General features: G+C 45.1%; 18 protein-coding genes and 1 pseudogene. 11 read left to right on the forward strand and 8 right to left on the reverse strand.

Features of this window, described 5'->3' with window-relative positions:
- Positions 1-36: 36 nt before the first annotated feature.
- Complete coding sequence (locus tag EXU30_RS08430) at positions 37-957, forward strand: hypothetical protein (RefSeq protein ID WP_130599113.1); 921 nt, start codon at positions 37-39, stop codon at positions 955-957.
- A 253-nt stretch (positions 958-1,210) separates the two neighbouring features.
- Here the strand turns inward: EXU30_RS08430 and groL are convergent, their stop codons facing one another.
- Together groL and EXU30_RS08440 are read right to left on the reverse strand one after the other, a co-directional pair.
- Positions 1,211-2,854 (reverse strand): chaperonin GroEL, encoded by a 1,644-nt coding sequence (groL, locus tag EXU30_RS08435; protein WP_130599115.1) that lies wholly within the window; start codon positions 2,852-2,854, stop codon positions 1,211-1,213.
- Between the two features lie 49 nt (positions 2,855-2,903).
- Positions 2,904-3,194 (reverse strand): co-chaperone GroES, encoded by a 291-nt coding sequence (locus EXU30_RS08440; RefSeq protein ID WP_130599117.1) that lies wholly within the window; start codon positions 3,192-3,194, stop codon positions 2,904-2,906.
- A 206-nt stretch (positions 3,195-3,400) separates the two neighbouring features.
- On the opposite strand from EXU30_RS08440, the gene EXU30_RS08445 reads away from it, so the two are divergent.
- The 3 genes from EXU30_RS08445 (at position 3,401) to EXU30_RS08455 (ending at position 7,271) form a co-directional block, all read left to right on the forward strand.
- Entirely contained in the window at positions 3,401-4,774 is a 1,374-nt protein-coding gene (locus tag EXU30_RS08445) for an MATE family efflux transporter (RefSeq protein WP_130599119.1), read from the forward strand.
- Positions 4,775-4,925: 151 nt separating this feature from the next.
- A complete protein-coding gene (locus EXU30_RS08450; protein WP_130599121.1) occupies positions 4,926-5,294 on the forward strand; it encodes a hypothetical protein in 369 nt (122 codons plus the stop codon).
- A gap of 165 nt (positions 5,295-5,459) precedes the next feature.
- The gene (locus EXU30_RS08455) at positions 5,460-7,271 is read left to right on the forward strand and encodes a methyl-accepting chemotaxis protein (RefSeq protein WP_130599123.1); all 1,812 of its coding nucleotides are present in this window, start codon (positions 5,460-5,462) and stop codon (positions 7,269-7,271) included.
- Positions 7,272-7,422: 151 nt separating this feature from the next.
- On the opposite strand, the gene EXU30_RS08460 is transcribed toward EXU30_RS08455, so the two are convergent.
- Positions 7,423-8,001 (reverse strand): FxsA family protein, encoded by a 579-nt coding sequence (locus EXU30_RS08460; RefSeq protein WP_130603361.1) that lies wholly within the window; start codon positions 7,999-8,001, stop codon positions 7,423-7,425.
- Between the two features lie 217 nt (positions 8,002-8,218).
- Between EXU30_RS08460 and cutA the strand changes: the two genes are divergently transcribed.
- The 4 genes from cutA (at position 8,219) to EXU30_RS08480 (ending at position 13,111) form a co-directional block, all read left to right on the forward strand.
- The gene (cutA, locus tag EXU30_RS08465) at positions 8,219-8,542 is read left to right on the forward strand and encodes a divalent-cation tolerance protein CutA (RefSeq protein WP_130599125.1); all 324 of its coding nucleotides are present in this window, start codon (positions 8,219-8,221) and stop codon (positions 8,540-8,542) included.
- Positions 8,539-10,398: a protein-disulfide reductase DsbD gene (locus EXU30_RS08470; RefSeq protein ID WP_130599127.1), complete on the forward strand. Its 1,860-nt coding sequence runs from the start codon at positions 8,539-8,541 to the stop codon at positions 10,396-10,398. Before cutA ends, EXU30_RS08470 begins: the two co-directional genes overlap by 4 nt.
- A gap of 247 nt (positions 10,399-10,645) precedes the next feature.
- Positions 10,646-12,304, forward strand: a complete 1,659-nt coding sequence (locus EXU30_RS08475) for a cation:proton antiporter family protein (RefSeq protein ID WP_130599129.1) — start codon at positions 10,646-10,648, stop codon at positions 12,302-12,304.
- Positions 12,305-12,337: 33 nt separating this feature from the next.
- The gene (locus EXU30_RS08480) at positions 12,338-13,111 is read left to right on the forward strand and encodes an ABC transporter permease (RefSeq protein WP_130599131.1); all 774 of its coding nucleotides are present in this window, start codon (positions 12,338-12,340) and stop codon (positions 13,109-13,111) included.
- Positions 13,112-13,136: 25 nt separating this feature from the next.
- Here the strand turns inward: EXU30_RS08480 and EXU30_RS08485 are convergent, their stop codons facing one another.
- The 3 genes from EXU30_RS08485 to EXU30_RS08495 all read right to left on the reverse strand — a co-directional run bounded on the left by EXU30_RS08485 (position 13,137) and on the right by EXU30_RS08495 (position 15,781).
- Complete coding sequence (locus EXU30_RS08485) at positions 13,137-13,484, reverse strand: cupin domain-containing protein (protein ID WP_130599133.1); 348 nt, start codon at positions 13,482-13,484, stop codon at positions 13,137-13,139.
- Between the two features lie 66 nt (positions 13,485-13,550).
- Complete coding sequence (locus tag EXU30_RS08490) at positions 13,551-15,020, reverse strand: tetratricopeptide repeat protein (RefSeq protein WP_130599135.1); 1,470 nt, start codon at positions 15,018-15,020, stop codon at positions 13,551-13,553.
- Positions 15,021-15,049: 29 nt separating this feature from the next.
- Positions 15,050-15,781: a hypothetical protein gene (locus tag EXU30_RS08495; protein ID WP_130599137.1), complete on the reverse strand. Its 732-nt coding sequence runs from the start codon at positions 15,779-15,781 to the stop codon at positions 15,050-15,052.
- Positions 15,782-15,974: 193 nt separating this feature from the next.
- Here EXU30_RS08495 and EXU30_RS08500 point away from each other — a divergent pair, with 193 nt between their 5' ends.
- Together EXU30_RS08500 and EXU30_RS08505 are read left to right on the forward strand one after the other, a co-directional pair.
- Complete coding sequence (locus tag EXU30_RS08500) at positions 15,975-16,535, forward strand: DUF2780 domain-containing protein (RefSeq protein WP_130599139.1); 561 nt, start codon at positions 15,975-15,977, stop codon at positions 16,533-16,535.
- 393 nt (positions 16,536-16,928) lie between these two features.
- Positions 16,929-17,392, forward strand: a pseudogene (locus EXU30_RS08505) (tellurite resistance TerB family protein).
- 33 nt (positions 17,393-17,425) lie between these two features.
- On the opposite strand, the gene yjeH reads toward EXU30_RS08505, so the two are convergent.
- On the reverse strand, positions 17,426-18,697 hold the full coding sequence (gene yjeH / locus EXU30_RS08510; protein ID WP_130599141.1) for an L-methionine/branched-chain amino acid transporter: 1,272 nt from the start codon (positions 18,695-18,697) through the stop codon (positions 17,426-17,428).
- Between the two features lie 227 nt (positions 18,698-18,924).
- Here yjeH and EXU30_RS08515 point away from each other — a divergent pair, with 227 nt between their 5' ends.
- Positions 18,925-19,365 carry an Lrp/AsnC family transcriptional regulator gene (locus EXU30_RS08515; protein ID WP_423213366.1) on the forward strand — a complete coding sequence of 147 codons (441 nt, stop codon included), beginning with the start codon at positions 18,925-18,927 and terminating at the stop codon, positions 19,363-19,365.
- A gap of 129 nt (positions 19,366-19,494) precedes the next feature.
- Here EXU30_RS08515 and EXU30_RS08520 read toward each other — a convergent pair whose 3' ends face one another.
- Positions 19,495-20,325 (reverse strand): HDOD domain-containing protein, encoded by an 831-nt coding sequence (locus EXU30_RS08520; protein WP_130599145.1) that lies wholly within the window; start codon positions 20,323-20,325, stop codon positions 19,495-19,497.
- Positions 20,326-20,359 lie beyond the last annotated feature (34 nt).

Raw genomic sequence — 20,359 nt, forward strand, 5'->3', positions numbered from 1 at the left:
CGCACTTATACAACCGCAGATTAAGGAAAGTGTATTTTGAAACCTAATACAATCAAGCTTCGCTATGTCGTGCTCCCGATAATGTTTAAAGCTGTTGCCATAGCCTTCATTTTCTTCGTTATATCATTCTTCTATCAAGATCATTTAAGCATCGCTATTGGCAAAAGTACGTTCTATCACAAATACTTATCTGAGATAAAATGGAACGATTCTATTATCTTATTCGTAGCTGCGATGTCTATATTTTTGGTCTCTCCATTTTGGCTAAAAAAGCCAATAGCATTTTTAGAATTTAAGAAATCACGTCAATTAAACTCAGTCATTTATTTATCTTTACCACTTTTTCAAGGTGGGTTATTACTATTAGCATATTCTTTAGCTACCTATGCCTCACAAAAGACATACAACTTAGACAGCTTCAATGATTGGGAATCAAACGATAAGCCAATTTATTTTAATATTCAGCATGCTGAAATTAGTGGCGTTAGAGATATGGAGATCCGCTATAACTACCTAAGCAAAAATCCTAAAACTTATGATGTGTTCTGCACCGTTTTACTAGATAGGAATAATAACCTGTGGCTTGGTATATCTGATCATTTTTTCGTTAACCGAGGAGTAGACGACCCTAAGGCTGTCATTATCGAGAAAATAATCAATGCGAATAAGAAATGTGATAACACCACAATTATAAAGAACGCCTCTTTCAAAACCAGCAATTTCAATCTTGAAAACAATGGTTTTCTTGCTGCCGCTAAGCGTCTTAATGAATCAAGGGAGCTTAACCTAGAAAACGCGCAATTGCTGGTTCACTCCAAAAGAAGCATGGAAGAACTGAGAGATTTGGGATTCAGTTTCTCGTTTATTCTGGTATTGCTATCCATATTGTTCTTATCGTACGACACATATAATGCTCGCATAAACTGGAATAAGTACCGAGAAACCAAACATAACTGAGCAAAATAACTTTAATTGATGGTATCTGACTGGGCTTAAGTATGAAAACACCTTTACCAGAAAACAAAAGCCCCGATATCTCTCGATATCGGGGCTTTCAATTTTTAACTTAGCTTGTAGCTATGAACTATAAACAACAGAGCATCTAACGCAGGAAAAATGGGCTTAGAGCAAGGCTTTTTGTAGCGACGTGTAGCGCTTTTCTACACGAGCTACAAAGTAACGCAGCTATAACCCATTTTAACCAGTTAGATTACATCATGCCGCCCATACCGCCCATACCACCCATACCGCCCATATCTGGAGCAGCTGGCGCTTCTTGTGGGATCTCACCAACCATTGCTTCGGTAGTGATCATTAGACCCGCTACAGACGCTGCATATTGGATAGCGCTACGAGTTACTTTAGTTGGGTCTAGGATACCCATCTCTAGCATGTCGCCGTACGTGTCGTTACCTGCGTTGTAACCATAGTTACCTTCGCCGTTCTTCACATTGTTAGCAACAACAGATGCTTCTTCACCTGCGTTAGTTGCGATTTGACGTAGAGGAGCTTCCATTGCACGTAGTGCGATAGTTACGCCGTGCTTTTGGTCTTCGTTGATCACTTCAACATCAGCAATTTTGCTTGCTACGCGAACCAGTGCAACACCACCACCGGCAACAACACCTTCTTCAACTGCTGCGCGAGTTGCGTGTAGTGCATCTTCTACGCGAGCTTTCTTCTCTTTCATTTCAACTTCAGTTGCTGCGCCAACTTTGATTACTGCAACACCGCCAGCTAGTTTAGCCATGCGCTCTTGTAGTTTCTCTTTGTCGTAGTCAGAAGTAGACTCTTCGATTTGCTGCTTGATTTGAGTCACGCGAGCATTGATTTGATCTTGCTCACCAGTACCGTCGATGATGGTTGTGTTGTCTTTAGTGATCACAACGCGCTTAGCAGTACCTAGGTCTTCTAGGGTAGCTTTTTCAACTTCAAGACCGATTTCTTCAGCGATTACCGTACCGCCAGTTAGAATCGCGATGTCTTGTAGCATAGCTTTACGACGGTCACCAAAACCTGGTGCTTTAACCGCTGCAACTTTCACGATACCGCGCATGTTGTTCACAACAAGTGTTGCTAGCGCTTCACCTTCAACGTCTTCAGCGATGATCATCAGTGGCTTACCAGTTTTAGCTAGTGCTTCTAGTAGTGGTAGTAGCTCACGGATGTTTGAGATTTTCTTGTCTACTAGCAAGATGAATGGGTTGTCTAGCTCTACGCTGCCCGTTTCTTGCTTGTTGATGAAGTATGGAGATAGGTAGCCGCGGTCAAACTGCATACCTTCAACTACGTCTAGCTCGTTCTCTAGCGCTTGACCTTCTTCAACAGTGATCACGCCTTCTTTACCTACGCGCTCCATCGCAGTTGCGATGATTTCACCGATTGACTCGTCAGAGTTTGCAGAGATAGTACCAACCTGAGCAATTGCTTTAGTGTCAGCACATTCTTGAGATAGGTTTTTAAGCTCGCTAACCGCAGCAACAACAGCTTTGTCGATACCGCGCTTAAGGTCCATTGGGTTCATGCCAGCTGCAACGGCTTTTAGGCCTTCGTTAACAATAGCTTGCGCTAGTACAGTTGCAGTTGTGGTACCGTCACCGGCTGCATCGTTGGCTTTAGAAGCAACTTCTTTCACCATTTGTGCACCCATGTTTTCGAACTTATCTTCTAGTTCGATTTCTTTTGCTACTGACACACCATCTTTAGTAATGAGTGGTGCACCAAAGCTTTTGTCTAGTACTACGTTACGACCTTTAGGGCCTAAAGTGACTTTAACTGCGTTAGCTAGAACGTTAACACCCGCAAGCATTTTTACGCGTGCGTCGTTGCCAAATTGAACTTCTTTAGCTGCCATTGTGTAAATCCTTCAATAATTGATTAAGTGAATAACTAGTTGGGGAGGCTTAGCCTACTACCGCTACTAGGTCAGATTCAGACAGGATAAGTACTTCTTCACCGTCAATTTTTTCTTTTTTCACGCCGTAACCTTCGTTGAAGATCACCACGTCGCCCACTTTTACGTCTAGTGGTTGAACTGTGCCATTTTCTAAAATACGGCCGTTGCCCACGGCTAATATTTCACCACGCGTTGAAACTTCTGCAGCGCTACCAGTCAATACAATGCCACCCGCTGAGGTTGACTCAACTTCGGTACGCTTAACGATTACGCGGTCATGTAATGGACGAATATTCATCTATGAACTCTCCTAATGATGTGATGCCCAATATTAACAAGGCGTTTTAAAACAGGGTTACCCCTAGATGGATGTTGATATGGGGGTAATCGATCACAGATCCAAGGGGATTGGTAAAAAAATCTATAATTTTTTTAAGTCGGTTTTATTAATGGCTGGTTAATCCTGTTAGAATTCGCCTCCCTTATTGATGTCCTAGTTGTTGCATGAACGATAAACACGGTTTACTCACTCAACCTATTGGGCGTGTGTTAATGAACATGACCCTACCTAACCTACTCGGTATTTTAACCGTGTTGGGTAGCAGTTTGGTGGACATGTTTTTTATCGGAAAGCTTGGCACAGAGCCGTTAGCAGCGATTAGCTTCACCTTCCCGGTTACTCTGGTTATCTCAAGTATTGTGATTGGTATAGGCGCAGGGCTTTCGACCAACCTTGGTAGGCTGATAGGTTCGGGCAATCAGCAGACCGCCAAGGTGTTTTTGTTCGATGTAATCTGCATCACATTTACCATCATTAGTGTCCTGTGCCTGATTGGCCTGATGTTCATTGACCCATTATTTACGCTGCTGGGTGCCAACAGTGACATCTTATTGCTGATCCACGACTACATGATTTATGCCTTTCTTGGTGCACCGTTTTTAGCGCTATTGATGGTCGGTAATCAGGCACTAAGAGCTACTGGCGATACTAAGCCACCTGCGCAAATTATGATTTCAGCAGCGATAGTAAACATCATCCTCGACCCGATTTTAATCTTTGGCGTTGGCCCAATTCCGGCAATGGGATTAAAGGGTGCAGCGATTGCGACCACTGTATCTTGGCTAGTGGCGCTGTCTGTTTCTGGGTATTTGATTTTAATCAAGCGTGAACTGGTAAAATTTGCGCCGTTTTGCCGCGCGCGCTTAGTTAAAAACTGGCGCTCATTAGCACATATCGCCAGACCCGCTGCACTTATGAACATGATAAACCCGATTGCCAACGGCGTACTGATGGCAATGCTAGCAAGGGTTGACCATGCTAGCGTGGCGGCATTTGGTACTGGGGTAAAAATCGAATCAGTCTTGTTGATTGTGGTAATGGCGCTGTCATCAAGCTTATCGCCGTTCATCGCACAAAACTTAGGTGCAGGGCAACCGCAAAGAGCGAAACAGGCGCTGTTAATGTCGCTCAAGTTTGTGCTGATATTCCAAAGCTTGCTGTACATTCCACTGCTGTTTAGCGTCGATTTCTTAACTGGCTTGTTTACCGACGACCCACAAGTAGTCAAAGGGCTAAGCTTTTACCTCACATTTCTGCCGCTGGCTTATGGGCCATTAGGCATGGTGATTGTGTTTGCCAACAGCTTAAACGCCTATCATCAGCCAGTAACGTCACTGCTGATTAACCTCACCCGCTTGTTCTTAATCATGCTGCCTCTGGCAGCACTGGGCTTAGCCATTGGCGGTGAAACAGGGTTAATGTTGGCGCTGCCAATTACCAATACCATTATGGGCGCCGCTTGTTATTACATGGCAACCAGAGTAAGTGAGCCAACACTGGCGCAGCGCCGCCATGCTGCCGATGCAGTCATTGAATGATTTAGTGAATAGCATTAACGAATAAGTTGGCCAAGTAACCGCCTAAAAGTCATCTCAGCGAATACAAAATTGACAGCACTTGAGCTTGCTGCATAACTTGCTTAACCTAGCAGTATCCTCCAACCGCGCTAAACTTTTAGGCTCAAAGTATATGAAAAAAGCCAATAAAGCGGCGATGTTGTCCGCGCTCATTTGCCCCGGCCTTGGGCTATTTCACCTCAAGCAACGCCTCCTCGGCGCGGCGTTTATGCTGGCTGCATGTGCACCACTATTTATGGTTGCGAAGCTTATTTTTGCTCAAGCCAACAAAGTGGTAGATAGAATACTGAGCGGTGAAGTGAGCAACGACTTTTTAAGCATTCACGCTGCGGTAACCGAGCTTCCCAAAGGCGAGGCAAGCGAGCAATTACAGCTCTACACCTTATGTTTTATAGGTGTTTGGCTAATCAGCATTGCGCTTTCATATATGCTTGGGCGTCGGCTAGACAAGCAGAGTACAGATAGAGATACCTCTCAATAATCGCAATGTTCTGCTTTTAGCTATTAACTCCCCAAACTCAGCGATAGTGTCACTTACCTACCGTTAAATGGCCTTATATTGCTTTTGGCTAATTTTCTACTAGGCTCAAATTATTACAGAAAAGTTACAGCCAATTGAGTGGCTCCACTCGCGGGAGAAACACGGATGTTCAACGCAGATATTAGTCTACGCAGTAAGTTGATTGTTCTGATCAGCTTTGTCATCGGCAGTCTACTGCTGCTGTTTTTGTTCTCACATTACTTCTCAACCAGGCAAGACAAACTGGCCGAAATCAAAGCTACAGTGTTAGATATCAATATCATTGCCCTGCAGCTGCGCCGAAACGAAAAAGACTTCTTACTGCGTAAAGATGAAAAATACCTCGATAAGTTTCAAGGCAATTATCAAACACTCGTTAATCGTATTGAGGCTCTGGATGTTGATGAATCTGTGCTCAATAAAGCCAGTCTTGTCAACAACTTCACCCAATATCAAAGCTACTTTGTTAGCCTAGTAAACACCATGAAGCAAAAGGGGCTGGATGAAAAGTCAGGCCGTTATGGTGAACTAAGAGCGGCAACCCACAAACTTGAGTCTCTACTTAATCAGCACAACAAACATCAAGATTTAATCTCGATGCTGACGCTACGCCGTCACGAAAAAGACTACATGCTCAGGCAAAATGACAAATACCTACAAAGACTCGATGCTGAAGCAGCCAAACTTGCAACATCACTATCGCAACTGCCGCAAGCTTTAGAATTCTTACAGGGTTACCGCAACGGTATTAGTGCTTACGCCGAACTCAACAATCAAATAGGACTGACTCCAAAATCTGGTCTGCGCGGACAAATGCGTGAAGCGACCCATCAAGCAGAAGAGCAACTTAAGCAAGCTACCACTAACCTAGGTGACTACTTAAACACACAGGCGCGTATCGCATTTTGGCTGTCGCTAACGCTATTCTTACTTGTATCAATTGGGCTAACACTGGCAGTAGTTAAGCTTAGCCGCAATATTCGTAAACCCATTCGCGATGCCGTAAACAGCATTCACGGCATTATTAATGAGCGAGACTTTAAATTACGAGTCCCTAAAAAAGCCGATGACGAATTTGGGCAGATTATTGATGCCATTAACGACTTCATCTCGTTTGCGCAGAAGATTAACCTATCTATGCGCGAATTAAGAGAAGTCACCCAAGAAGTTGAGTCGCGCGCATTACTCAGCGAAGAGCAGCTACAACAACAGGCGCAAAAGTGTGAATCTGTCGCGGCGGCTTCTAATGAACTTGAATACTCAGTTGATGAAATTGTACAAACCACCAGCAAAACAGCCGAGACCACAGGCGCTATTGCAACGCACGTTGACGACGGCACCGAACAGCTTGATGTGATGCATGGCAAGTTTAATGATACCGCTGACAGCCTGGTTAAATCTGCTGAACATATTGAAGTACTTAAAAGTAAGACCCACAACATCAATAACTTTATTGACGAAATTCAAAGCATTGCAGAGCAAACCAACCTACTTGCATTAAACGCCGCAATCGAGGCTGCGCGTGCAGGAGAGTCTGGTCGCGGTTTCTCGGTGGTCGCTGATGAAGTGCGCACGCTGGCAGCGCGTACCCAGGAGTCGACGCAGCAAATTACTCATATTATTGCCGAGCTACAAAAGCTCACTCAAGACGCCTTTACTGAAGTAACCGACTGTAAGAATATGAGTATGAGCAACCTTGATGAGGTCGACAAGTCACGACAAATCCTCGCTAACGTCGCAACTGAGGTTGAGTCAATCCACGACATGGCGACCAATATTGCCACCTCGGTTGAACAGCAAAGCTGTATGCTCAAAGACATTAATGAAAACATAACTGACATTAAAGAAAGTTGTGACATACTCACCGAGCGGGCGCGCAATAACCACAAAACCTGCTCAGTTGCGAACGAGAAGACCCTGCTGATTGGTCACTTCTAGTTACATAGGTACATCGGTGCAACTCGACTACCTGTGAGTAGCAACCACAAAAAAGGCATTAACCTTATCGGTTAGCGCCTTTTTTTGTGATTTAGTCCTAATGGTCAGCGTTCAGTTTAAACAAGTTTACTCTGACCCAAATGTTAACAGATTAACTTTTTTCTTTGTCATCTGAGCTTGGCTTGCGCTCTGCTTCGCCTTCAATCACATCCTCTTGCTCTAATTGGTGTGAGCGTGGGCTTGGGTCTTGCTTGCGCTCAAAATCGCCATCGAAGGTATTGCCTTGATCAAATGGGTTACCTTGTTCGAACGGACCTTGTTGAAATGGTCCTTGCGGACCAAAGCCGCCACGGAACTGGCTATTAGACATCACCTTTAACTTCATACGCTTAAACACAAAGCTAGCGATGGGTGCGCGGGTAATTGGAGTAAGTAGCAGCAGACCAACAAAGTCGGTCACAAAACCAGGGATGAGAAGTAGCACACCAGCCATTGCTAGCATCATCGCCTCAGCAATTTCTTGCCCTGGCGCTTCGCCTTGGGCCATTTTTTGCTGCGCTGTCATCAAGGTGCTAATACCTTGGCTGCGAACCAAAGACACACCGACAATGGCGGTGAAAAACACCAAGCCCACTGTCGTCCACGAACCTAATACTTCGCCAACCTGGATCAACACATTTAACTCAACTACGGGAATAACCACAAATAGCAAGATGAAAAAGAAGAACATAACAACCTCGTGTGTGGTGGCTTGCTGAGTTTGAGCAAAGTCACTGTTTGACAAATTTTTCTAACGTCGTTGAATACTTTATGGGGTTGTGCGGTCTTAATTCAAGACAGCTCACGAATATCGCGGCACAATAATGAAACTTGCCGTTAAAAATCGTACAGTACCCATAATTATCGCTTTATTAGCTTAAGCTAACTTTAACTATAACTGAGATACAATGACGACAGATCATCTGATCATTTTCAACACTTGCCCAGATAAATCCACTGCTCAAGCGATTGCCCAAGCCTTAGTCAAGGCCAAGCTAGCTGCGTGTGTACAGATCGGCCAAGCGATTGAATCAGTATATGAATGGGACGGCCAAATTTGCCAGTCGCAAGAAGTACCTTTGCAAATAAAGTGTTTGGCACGTCATTTTGATGCCATCGAGCAGTTGTTGATCCAGCGTCATCCTTATGATGTCCCTGAGATCATTGCAACCCCAATAACTCGTGGCTTACCTTCATATTTAACATGGATAGAAGAAACCACTGCATCATGAAAAAACTATTTGCTGTTTTATTTACATCCTTGCTGCTGATGTCATCGCTAGTTGTCGCTCCGACAGCATATAGCGAAGGCGGCTTAGCGAAAAAGTTCAGCTTCCTAAGTGACGAACCTGAGCTAATGCCAGTTAATGAGGCCTTTTTGTTTGAGTATAAGCAACAAGGTAATCAGCTAAAAATCAGCTGGGTTATTGCCGACGGTTACTATATGTACCGCGACAAGCTGAAATTTGCTGCTGATGGCGCCGAGATTGGTGAAATCGACTTACCACGCGGCGAAATGCACAACGACGAATACTTTGGCGAACAAGAAGTTTATTACTCGTTCGTTAACATCCCTATCGCGCTAAAAGAGGCGAGCAAAGAAGCCACCTTTACCGTCACCTTTATGGGTTGTGCCGAGGGTAAATTGTGTTATCCACCAACCAAGCGTCAGGTTATTTTAGAGCCGGTTGAGCTTAACGACGGCAAGATTAAGCAAAAAGAAATTATTGGTGGCAGTGCGCCTAAAGCGAGCAGCGGTTCTGACTCTAGTACATCAAGTGCGCCTGTCACGCAGCAAGACTCACTTAACCAAATGCTGCAGAACGACAGCCTATTCTGGACGCTATTAGTCTTCTTTGGTTTAGGTGTGGGTCTGGCGTTAACCCCTTGTGTTTTCCCTATGTACCCTATCTTGTCAGGCATTATTGTTGGCCAAGGTAAGAAGCTGTCGTTAGGTAAAGCGTTCACGCTGTCGATGGCTTACGTGCAAGGTATGGCAATTACCTACTCATTACTTGGGTTAGTGGTTGCCTCTGCGGGTATGAAGTTCCAGGCAGCCTTGCAGCACCCAGCTATCTTGATTTTCTTAGCTGTAATGTTCGTGATTTTAAGTTTATCCATGTTCGGCATGTATGAGCTTACTTTGCCAAGTAAATGGCAAGAGAAGATGAACAACATGTCAAACAACCAAAAAGGTGGCAACCTGATTGGCGTGTTTATGATGGGCGTGATTTCTGGCCTTGTTGCTTCACCTTGTACTACAGCTCCACTTTCTGGCGCATTAATTTATGTGGCGCAGTCAGGTGACTTAGTTCAAGGCTTCCTCGCACTTTATGTTCTTAGTATGGGTATGGGTGTACCGCTACTTATCATTGGTACTTCTGGCGGTAAAATTTTACCTCGCGCTGGCGCTTGGATGGACATCATCAAGACCATCTTCGGCTTCCTACTTATCTCAGTATCAATCGTAATGCTAGGGCGCATCTGGCCTGGCCTTGTGTCCGACATACTATGGTCTGCCTGGGGCATTGCACTGGTTGGTTACCTGATGCATCAGAACAAGCTCACTGAGTTTAACTGGAAGCAAACGGTGCGCAGCGTGCTGCTACTACTATCGCTACTTGCCAGCTTCTCGTACGGCTTACAAGCAGTAATGAGCGCGATGGGTCATCAAGCACCAACATTGACCAACACATCAGGCCAAGCAAGCCACGGCGCACACCCAGAATTCGTTAAGATTAAATCGCTTGAAGACTTAGAACGTGAGCTTGATAAAGCGAGTATTAGCGGTAAAACCGTGATGCTCGATCTCTACGCTGACTGGTGTGTTGCTTGTAAAGAGTTTGAAAATATTACCTTTGTTGACCCTATGGTGATAGAGCGTCTAAACCAAATGGTATTGCTACAAGCTGATGTTACCGCGAGCGACGCTACTGACGTTGAGCTACTTGAACATTACGATGTATTAGGCCTACCGACACTACTTATGTTCGATGAAAATGGCGCTCAAAGAGAAGATTTGCGCGTAACAGGGTTTATGAAACCTCAAGCCTTTGCTGATCACCTAGATTTATTACTCGAAAAATAATCTAGCGACTCACTAAACCAATGAAAATGGTCAACTTATTATTTAAGTTGACCATTTTTTTGTTTTTCATCCTTAGCTTAATCCAAAGTTAATTTTTTTGTATTACAATCTAGGTAACTGTTGCCTAAATTGTTGTAACATTTTTAGCACTTGTTGAATAAGCGAGCAGCTGCAAATTGGCACATCGAGCGCAAAGGGGCTCGGCAACGGCTAACTCATAATCATCATAATAACGAAGTAGAGATTTATGGAACCCGCGATATTTATCATTACCTTGCTGTGCGGCATTTTAGTTAGCCGTGTTGGTTTACCGCCGCTCATCGGTTATCTAGCCGCTGGCTTTTTACTGTTTGTGTTTGGTATTGATGAAAACAGCGTCCCACTGCTGCAAACCCTCGCAGACTTAGGCGTTACACTGCTGCTATTTGCCATTGGTTTAAAACTGGATCTTAAGAGTTTACTCAAAGCAGAAGTATGGGCGGGTTCGAGCTTGCACCTTGTTGGCTCAATGATGTTCTTTGTAGCTGTGCTCAAGTTACTAGCCTTAGTAGGGCTAGATAGACTGGTAGGGCTTGACTTAAATCAATTGCTTCTCATCAGTTTTGCATTGAGCTTTTCAAGTACGGTATTTGCGGTAAAAGTACTTGATGAATCAGGTGATACTCAGGCGCTATATGGCCGCGTTGCCATTGGTATCTTGATTATGCAAGACATCTTTGCAGTGTTATTCCTGACTATCTCTAAAGGTGAATTTCCATCAGTTTACGCATTAGGTTTACTGCTACTTCCGTTGCTGAAACCACTTATTTACAAGATTTTTGACCGTGTAGGTCACGGTGAAATGCTAGTGCTGTTTGGTCTATCTATGGCGCTTGTGATGGGTGTTTGGGTATTTGAAGCCGTTGGTCTCAAGCCAGATTTAGGCGCTTTGATCATGGGAATTTTGCTGGCAGGGCACGCTAAATCATCGGAGCTGGCAAAATCGATTTACTACTTTAAAGAGCTGTTCCTGGTTGCCTTCTTCCTCACCATTGGGCTAAACGGTCTACCAACCATTGAGGACGTTGGGCTAGCAGCGTTACTGGTGTTGTTAATCCCAGTAAAAGTGATGATGTTCTTTAGCTTATTAACCCACTTTAAGCTGCGTGCCCGCACCGCAATTTTTGCTTCATTTAATTTAGGTAACTACAGTGAATTTGGCCTTATCGTGGCATCGGTAGCCGCATACAAAGGCTGGCTACCTGCCGAATGGCTGGTCATTATTGCCGTAGCCTTAAGTATCAGCTTTTTGGTTGCCGCACCGCTCAATGCCAACGTCAACCGCATTTATCAACGCTATCATGCCAAACTCCTAGGTAAAGAAAAGCATCCTTTGCACCCAGAAGACCGCCCGATTGCTATCGGTAAGCCGAGGTTCTTAATCTTGGGTATGGGCCGTATTGGTAGCGGTGCATACGATGAGCTTAAATCAATTTACCCCGATGAAATTTTAGGTATTGAGCATAAGCAAGAGCTGGTCGACTTCCACTTATCTGAAGGTCGCAATGTGGTACAAGGCGATGCGAGCGATACCGACTTCTGGGAGAAACTAGAACGTGCACCTGAGCTCGAAGTTGTACTGCTGGCTATGCCACACCACATAGGTAACATGTTTGCTGTGGAGCAATTAAAGCGCCTTAACTACAAGGGTAAAATTAGCGCGATAGTGCAATATAGTGAGGATGCTACAGCACTGAAAGAAGCAGGGGTCGAAGCAGTATATAACCTGTATGAGGCCGCGGGTGCTGGTTTTGTTGACCATGTAGTTAAGGAATTGATTGACCCACAAGTGGCTACCAGCGGCCTAGTGCATGCCGACCATGCTGAAGCCGAAAAAGAAATCGCACCAACGCTATCTAAACCTTAACATCCTAAGCCTCAACAAGATTGGCGATTTAATATGGATATTAGCTGGCTTGCCCTTGGGTTATTCATGCTGGTGCTAATCACGCCAGCAACCATTAACCGTCACTATCAGCTCGGCTTAGGGCGCGAAATGCTTGTTGCCATAAGCCGGATGACGGTGCAAATGCTGCTAGTAGGCATCTACCTAGAGTTTGTATTCGCCCTTGATAGTCTCGCGCTCAATTTAACCTGGCTGGCGATCATGTTAGTGGTGGGCAGCAGTGCGATTATCGGCAAGGCTAAACTCCCCAAGCAAACCATGTTTATGCCAATGACGCTCGGTTTACTCATTGGTGTCACACCCATTCTCGCCATCCTAATGTTAGGTGTGTTTGGCCCTACACCTTTTTATAAAGCCCAATTTCTCATCCCTACAGCAGGTATGCTGCTCGGCAATAGCTTAAGCAATAACATAATTGCCCTTACCAGACTGTTTGATGCATTTAACGAAAAACAAGCTGAGTACCAAGGCGCGCTAGCTTTAGGGGCGACACCAACGCAAGCAGCAACCCCCTTTATTCAAAGCGCGATGCAACAAGCCTTTGCGCCAATTTTAGCGTCGATGGCAACAACCGGGATTGTCAGTTTACCCGGTATGATGACAGGGCAGATTCTAGGTGGCAGTGACCCAATAGTCGCAGTGAAGTATCAAATCGTCATTTTAGTTGCTGTACTTGCCTGCATCAGTTTATCTGTTAGCTCAGCGCTGTGGCTGACGCTAAAGAAACTACTGAACGAAACAGGAAAAATGCGCTTTAACCGAGTTTAGGTGAGTCTGAAGTGCAACTAATAGTTCACTCTTCCAATAGCTGGCGGTCGCCGTGGCTAGGCGGTGTAGAAATCACCAGAAAGTGCAGGTCTTGATCAGCTAGGTTTTTAAGTTGATGAGGTGTATTCGCAGCAACGTGTTTTCCTTGCTGAGCACTTAGCTCAAATACCTCACCATTTACCTCTAATGTGGCACAGCCAGATAACACAAAAAAGAACTGTTCAGACTGAGTATGCAGGTGACGCGCTTCCTGACAGCCAGGTGGTACTCGCTCTTGGATCACGCTTAAACGCTCGCTACTTGCTAGATGCCAACCATCACAGTTATCACCCCAAAGGTAATGCTCAGCATTATGCTTAGAGACTACTGTCATACTTCATCCTTGAGTTGTTAAAAAATCAGATAGTTAGCGTTTAACTCTGACCCAAATTCAACGAATTTAGCTTTCTTGGCTAAGAATTTCTTTGGCGTACTGCAGCGCTTTTAGCTCTTGCTCACTTGGGTTTAGCTCGATGACTGAATTCACTTGTGTAAGCAACGAGTGCCACAAAGGTTCAATCACATGGAGCTGCTCTTGGTTGGCATATTGCTTAGCAAGAGTCAGCAAATAAGCTGATTGCACTACATCGATTCGACCTAACATGCCATCAGCAAGTGCCACACTTAACTCAATCATGGCAGTTGCATTGTGACCATAGCGGATCACATCATGTAAGTACTGCTCAGCCCTGGCTAGCTCTTCTTTTGTGGCTTGTTCGCAGTTAAGCGTATCGCTGGCGCAGCGTAGCATAGCGTCAAGCTGACCGTGCTGTGCTGCTTCATTTAACCAATAGTCAGCCTTGTCACTGTCCACCTCGCCCGCTTCGCCAGACTCAAACATTAAGCTTAAATGGTACTGGGCATGGGCGTAACCAGACTCAGCGGCCTTAGTTATCCATACGCTCGCCTCTCGCAGCAAGCTGCTGTCAATATTATCCAGTCCAGACTGCAGTTGTTGCTGATACTGTTGATAATAAAGCACACCAAGGTTAGACATGGCTTCAGCATTTTCTTGTTTGGCGGCTAGCTCAAGCCAATGTTTCGCTTTATCTAACTCAACCTCAAACTCATGGCTACCCACCAAGTAGAAATAGCCAAGCAGTGCTTTGGCATCAATTACACCATGCTCTGCAGCCTCAGCAATGAATTGCTCACCTTGTTGCGGTTGCGCCTGACCTTGGTAACCATGTAGCAAGCTTACGCCATGCTCGTACAAAGCCTGGTGATGGTGCTCTGCTGCTAAGGCGAACCAATGAGCCGCTTGAGCAAAGCTTTGCTCTGCGCCCTGCTCTTTCGCATCTTTATTAGGTTTATCAGTTACGCGTTCAAGGGCTTGCTCTTGCTCCTGCAGCATCAGCGCTTTGGCTTTTAGCGACATGCCAACTAGATATTGCGCTTCAACGTCATTTTGCATCACCGCGCGATAACAAAGGTCGCGGCCAGCTAACGAGTCAAACTCAACAAAACGATACTCAGGTAGATTCTTATTAAACTGTGGGTAGAGCTTTTCAATTAACTGCAGAATATTTTTTATCGACTTTTCGGCAATCGCGATCAGCTGCTCTTGGGTAAGGTGATATTTTTCTGGGTGAGCACCGCGGTTACCATCACCGCGTAAACGGTGCAAAGCACGTACTGTTGGCACATCAATCAAACGCGCTTTATTAAGCTGCTCAATGCGGTCATAAAGGTTGGGACTAGAAAAGTGAAGTTGCTGGCGCTGAGCAAGCACCATGGTGAGCTTGTGAGTAAAGCTCCGCACAAACACTAACGCCTGCGTAGGAATATCCCTAACATAGCTCTTGGCACTGGCGTAATCTTCACTTAACTCACTGGCGAATCCTTCAATAAACTCGATGTCATTTATCAAGTTTGACTCCTTACCAACCCTTGTTTGATTTAGGCGATAGTATCGTCGCTTGGCTCAGGTTTGTCGTTGCGGTTGATCATATATAGACGGAACAGCGCCACGTTTACAAACAAGCTAAAGAACGCCACCACAGTATCGACAATAATCTGCAAAGGTGCGCCGACCTGGGCAGCAATCGCTGACAAGTTACCACCGACTAGTGAGATTGGCAGATACAGCATCAACACCATAATAGTTTTTAGTACTACAGGCTTAGAAAAATTAAAGCTGGCTTTAATTGCCTGCAAAGGTGTGATGCGTTCAACCACCACCATGAAGTTAACAAAGGCAAGACGAGCAAATAGATAAAAGCTCATGGTTAAGCCGATTAACCATAGCGGACCAAACGCGGCAAACAGCACAAACGGCATCAAGATAGCCAAACCAGAGAACACCCCCGCTAGCAATAATGGCGGCACAAAGGTAAAGCTCTCTTTAAGAACACGGGCTGGCGTGACATCGTAGCCTTGCGAGCGCACTTCCATAAACAAGGTTAATGCGGCAATCAGCAGCGAGAACACCAACAGCAAAGCCATCATGGCTGCGCCGTGAATAGCACCAAACTCAGGCGTTTCAGCTTGCGACTGAACCAGCATTTCGCCACCTAACCATTGTTGAATTATCACCTGCAAAATCAACATAGGAATAGTAAGCGCCGCTAGCTGGCGAACGTGGTTACGAAAAAAGTTATATGCTTCAGTCAAAATAGCAGACAGTGACATTCTATGACCCAAATTAGTAAAAAGGTGGTGGTTAGCAAACCTGAGGTCAGGTTAGCTGCTAAGGATACCGAAAAATCAGCGATTGCTAAACACCGAGGTGTAAATCCTAGATACGATGGCTATCACATTTGTAATAGAAAGGTTAAGATAACGCCAAGACCGAGGTTAGCGCCAATTTATAGGAAGGCAAAACATGAAGTTACTACAGAAACTCTTTTCAAAAACATTATCAACAACACTTTTAGCGGTATTTGCGCTAGTTATCGCAAACCCAGTTTCAGCAAGCTGGCTCGACAACATCTTTGGCGGTAATGATGAGAAGCCTGCAGCAGAGGTTTCAGAAACTCAAGCTGCTGCACATTCTAACCCACTTGTAGGCTCTGTCATGTCACAACTTGGCTTAAATCAATCACAAGCTGAAGGTGGTTTAGGTACGCTATTGAGCGTGGCAAAAGACAACTTAAGCGGCAGTGATTTCAGCCAGTTAAGCGACAGTATTCCTGGTGCCGATATGCTTTTGAGCGCTGTACCTGCTTTAGCGGGTGATTCAGGCATGTCAGGCCTGCTATCTCAAGCTGGTGACCTAGGCAGTGCGCTGCAAGGGAGCGCTATGGTTTACGATGCATTTGAGAAACTCGGCATCTCTAAAGAGCTGGTCGCACCTATGATCAACATTGCTAAAAACTACCTGGAACAAAATGGTGCTGAAGATACCACAGGCCTGCTAATGCAAGGTCTTGGCTCACTGCTCTAGCCTATGTTTAGCCTTTAAAAAACAAATAAAAGCGCCTGATAATATCAGGCGCTTTTTAGTTGAAGGTGACTTATACCAATTAGCACAAGAATGTGATCATTCTTACTAGTTAAAATCGCTTATAACTTCGTTAGAAATTTTGTAGGTAGAGCAACTAGCTAGCTGCAATTTCTGCCTTGTTCTAAACGATTTTACCTGCGTAATTTCTGAACACCTACTCATCCCAATTGGCATTATTTTCAAGCTTATTCTGACAATCGCTGATACACAAATGAACACAATTTAATCTGCCCTGTGTTCGCCCACCCTGCCATGCACTGGTATATTCAATAACCAAGATGTTCAGTCTCAGTCGTCACCAGCACCACTGAGAAGCCTGCCAAGGAAACAAATATGATTGCCAAGCTGAAACAGTTTTTTGCTAACCCAAGCCCGAGCTTTACCCAGAGCAGCAAACCGCTCAGCTTAACCTTGCCGCTGCAGCGTTATTACTAGAGGTGGTATACGCAGATGAGCAAGTCGCTAGCGACGAAACAGCGCTTTTACCAAGCTTACTCACTGACACCTTGGATTTGACTGAGGCAGATGCCACTGAACTTGTGAATGAAGCTAAACAAGCTCGCCACGATGCTACCTCATTGTATGAATTTACCGGCCTAATAAACGAATCATTCGACCTTAACCAGCGCCAGCAATTAATACTAGCCATGTGGCGCGTCGCTTATGCTGATGGTGAGTTGTGCCGCTACGAAGACCAAATTATTCGCCGCACGGCAGACTTACTTTACCTTAAACACAGCGAGCTGATTAAACTGCGTAATATTGCTATGCAAGAGAACCCTCCAGCGCAAAGCTAACGTTTAGTCCGCCAGAGCGCTAAACTGTGGTCGCTAAACTTTGGCCGCGCGCTTTTGGTGGTGGGATTTTTGCAGCCAGATGAATGGTGCAACAATCGCCATCATTATCGCCACGTAAATCATGCTAAAGCCAAGGGCGATACCTAAAGCAATACAAAACACACAGCTCGCCGCAATCAATAGTCGGTATTTAGCGCCCAACAACTTAAATGCCGATAACATAGCCAGCAAGTAGATCACCACAAACACACCGTTACTCCAGGCGATTAAACTCTCTAAATCCTGCCCACTAATAAAGGTCAGCACCATCACCACCGCCATGGTCGATAAAATTGCCAGCAAAGCATTGAGCGGCACACCATGCTCGTTGCGTTTGGCAAAACGCTTAGGCAATACCCCTTGCTCAGCAAAGCTCCACATTAACCGTGCAGCACTTGCAGCATATACATTTACCGTCGCTAAGCCACTTGCCACACCTAAAATACCGATGATTTGCACGCCAAAACCTGCCAAAGGTGTATCAGCTAACCAGTAATTAAATGCCGCAATCATCGCCACACCTTCGGTGGCATCAGGGGTATTTAGCAGCAACAAGGTACATAAAAGGTATATCACGCCTACAAGTACAGTGCCCATTAGCATTGCCGGCAGCATATCCTTTTGCGGCTTTTCAAAATCACCGGCTAAATGGGTCATGGCTTCAATACCCAAAAAGCTCCAAAAACCAATGCCGATAGCGAGCATGACGGGCTCTAACTGCCAGTGTGCAAATGGAGTAACAGCATCAGCAGACATCAAGCTAGTGCTGCTTGAGCCCATTAGTAGCACAACTACAGTAACGATCGACAAAGTGAGGCTAAATTGCAGCTTAGCTGACACCTGAATGCCGCGCATATTAAGTAGCAGCAACACGACAATAATCAGTAATTGCACTGCTAACTGAGCTAAACCATCCATAGGTAACATGGCATTCATAAATTGAAAGGTCATCAAAATAGCTGCCGGAGCTCCGATAGGGATCACCAGCAAAAAGCACAAGCCGATCGTGCGACCAAGCGTCTTACCAAACACCCGCTCAACATAGTAGGCAGGCCCAGCAGCGTGAGGGATACGCCCAGCAAGTAAGCCAAACACTAGCGCCACAGGAATAATAGCTAAGGTTAAAATCGCCCATGCCCACAATGCACCTTCACCGGCAATGGCAATCGACATCTGCGGCAATATAAATACCCCAGTACCCAACAATGTGGTGGCCATTAATCCGGCGCCTTGCCAGCGACCAATTCCAACAGCTGATTGACTCATAACTATACTCAACTCTTAATTAATCTGTATTTCTGTAGGTGTTTTAATATGGCTATTATAAAGTGATAACCTAAAACAATGTGTTGGAACACACTTCAAAAATGCAGGCTTTTGCCGTCATATTGTCGGTCTTTAATTATTTTTCCGTCAAAGTGTTGGGAGAAGCAAACTACAGTTAACCCGATTTGCGAGATTCCAGCATGAATCTACCTATTTTAGGAGCTTTTGTGACTACTTCACTAGATAAGTTTGATCAGGCGATCATTAAACAACTGAGGCTCAACGCCCGCCATTCTATTTCATACATTGCCGAGCAAGTGAATTTGTCGCGCAGCGCTGTTACTGAACGGATTAAAAAGCTTGAACAAACTGGGGTGATCCGTGGCTATCAGGTGTTGCTTAGCGAATCGCAAAAACAAGGCGTGTCGGCGTATTTAGAGATCCTACACCAATGTGCTAAATGCGCCGATGTAGTGCAAGTGTTCCATCAAATTCCTGAAGTAATCACTTGTCAGGGGATCACAGGAGATATGGATTTGCTAGTATTTGTGCAAGCCCCGTCAATGCAGCGCCTACATGAGATCCGCGAGTTTATCGATGCCCAGGCCGATATCGTCAAAATTAAAACCCATGTGGTAATGAGTGAATGGATTAATAATCAGGGGTGAAACTACAACACCTTAAGCAAAGCAATCTCTCTATCAGCTAAATATGAGTAACAGGCACAAAAAACGCGAGCATTGCAGCTCGCGTTTTCAATTCAATCCCTTCAACTACAATTTTATGCTGTATGATTCCTAAGCAAGCTGCTTACCCATTTCAATGCCCTTACCTCGCAAGTCTTCAAGCTTATCGGCAAGCCCGTCCATATCCATTCTTATTACCCCAGCATCATTTGCTTGAGTGGCAAACCAACAGGTAAATGACTCATGGTCGCGGTCGTCATCCCAGTACTGGAAGATGATATCAGCTAAAAACATCATAGAGGCGAATTTAGACTCGGGGGTTGCCTTAGTAGGAACGCGCTGATACTCGATACCTGCAACCAAATCTGGGGTGAACTTCCAACTCTTTGCTAACAGAGCTCCCACTGACGGTGAATCAAAACCAAGTAGCTTAGTTTCTAACTCTTGCTGACTGCCACCAGCCTCAACGGCAGCAATAATCTGATGACTTAATTCAGGTTCAATTGTCGCGATAAGCAAATCACCAATCTTATGTAAAATACCACAAGTGAATACTTCATCTGGCGCAACGCCAGAGCGTTTTGCGAGCTCTTGAGCATACAGCGCTTTCTCAAAGGTTTCGCCCCAAAACTTGGCAATATCAATGCCCTCAACTTTAGGCACGGCGCCGATAACAGCCGAAGCAATCACCAAAGTGCGCAGGGTTTGCATGCCCAAACGCACAACGGCTTCATCAATAGAGCCAACCTCGCGGCTACGACCAAAATGGGCAGAGTTAGCAAGACGTAGCACCCTTGCGCTAATGAGTGGATCTTGTGCCACTTTGGCCGAAACTTCTTTAGTTGAGATATTGTCGCAATTGACTGCTTCTAATAATTCGCTGATGGCTTTAGGTAGGCGTGGTAATTCATCAACTCGGCTTAGTAACGCACTTGAATCCATTTCAATTCTCCATTTTATAATCGTGCTACTCAGT

The organism is Shewanella maritima (genome assembly GCF_004295345.1).
Taxonomy (GTDB): Bacteria; Pseudomonadota; Gammaproteobacteria; order Enterobacterales; family Shewanellaceae; genus Shewanella; species Shewanella maritima.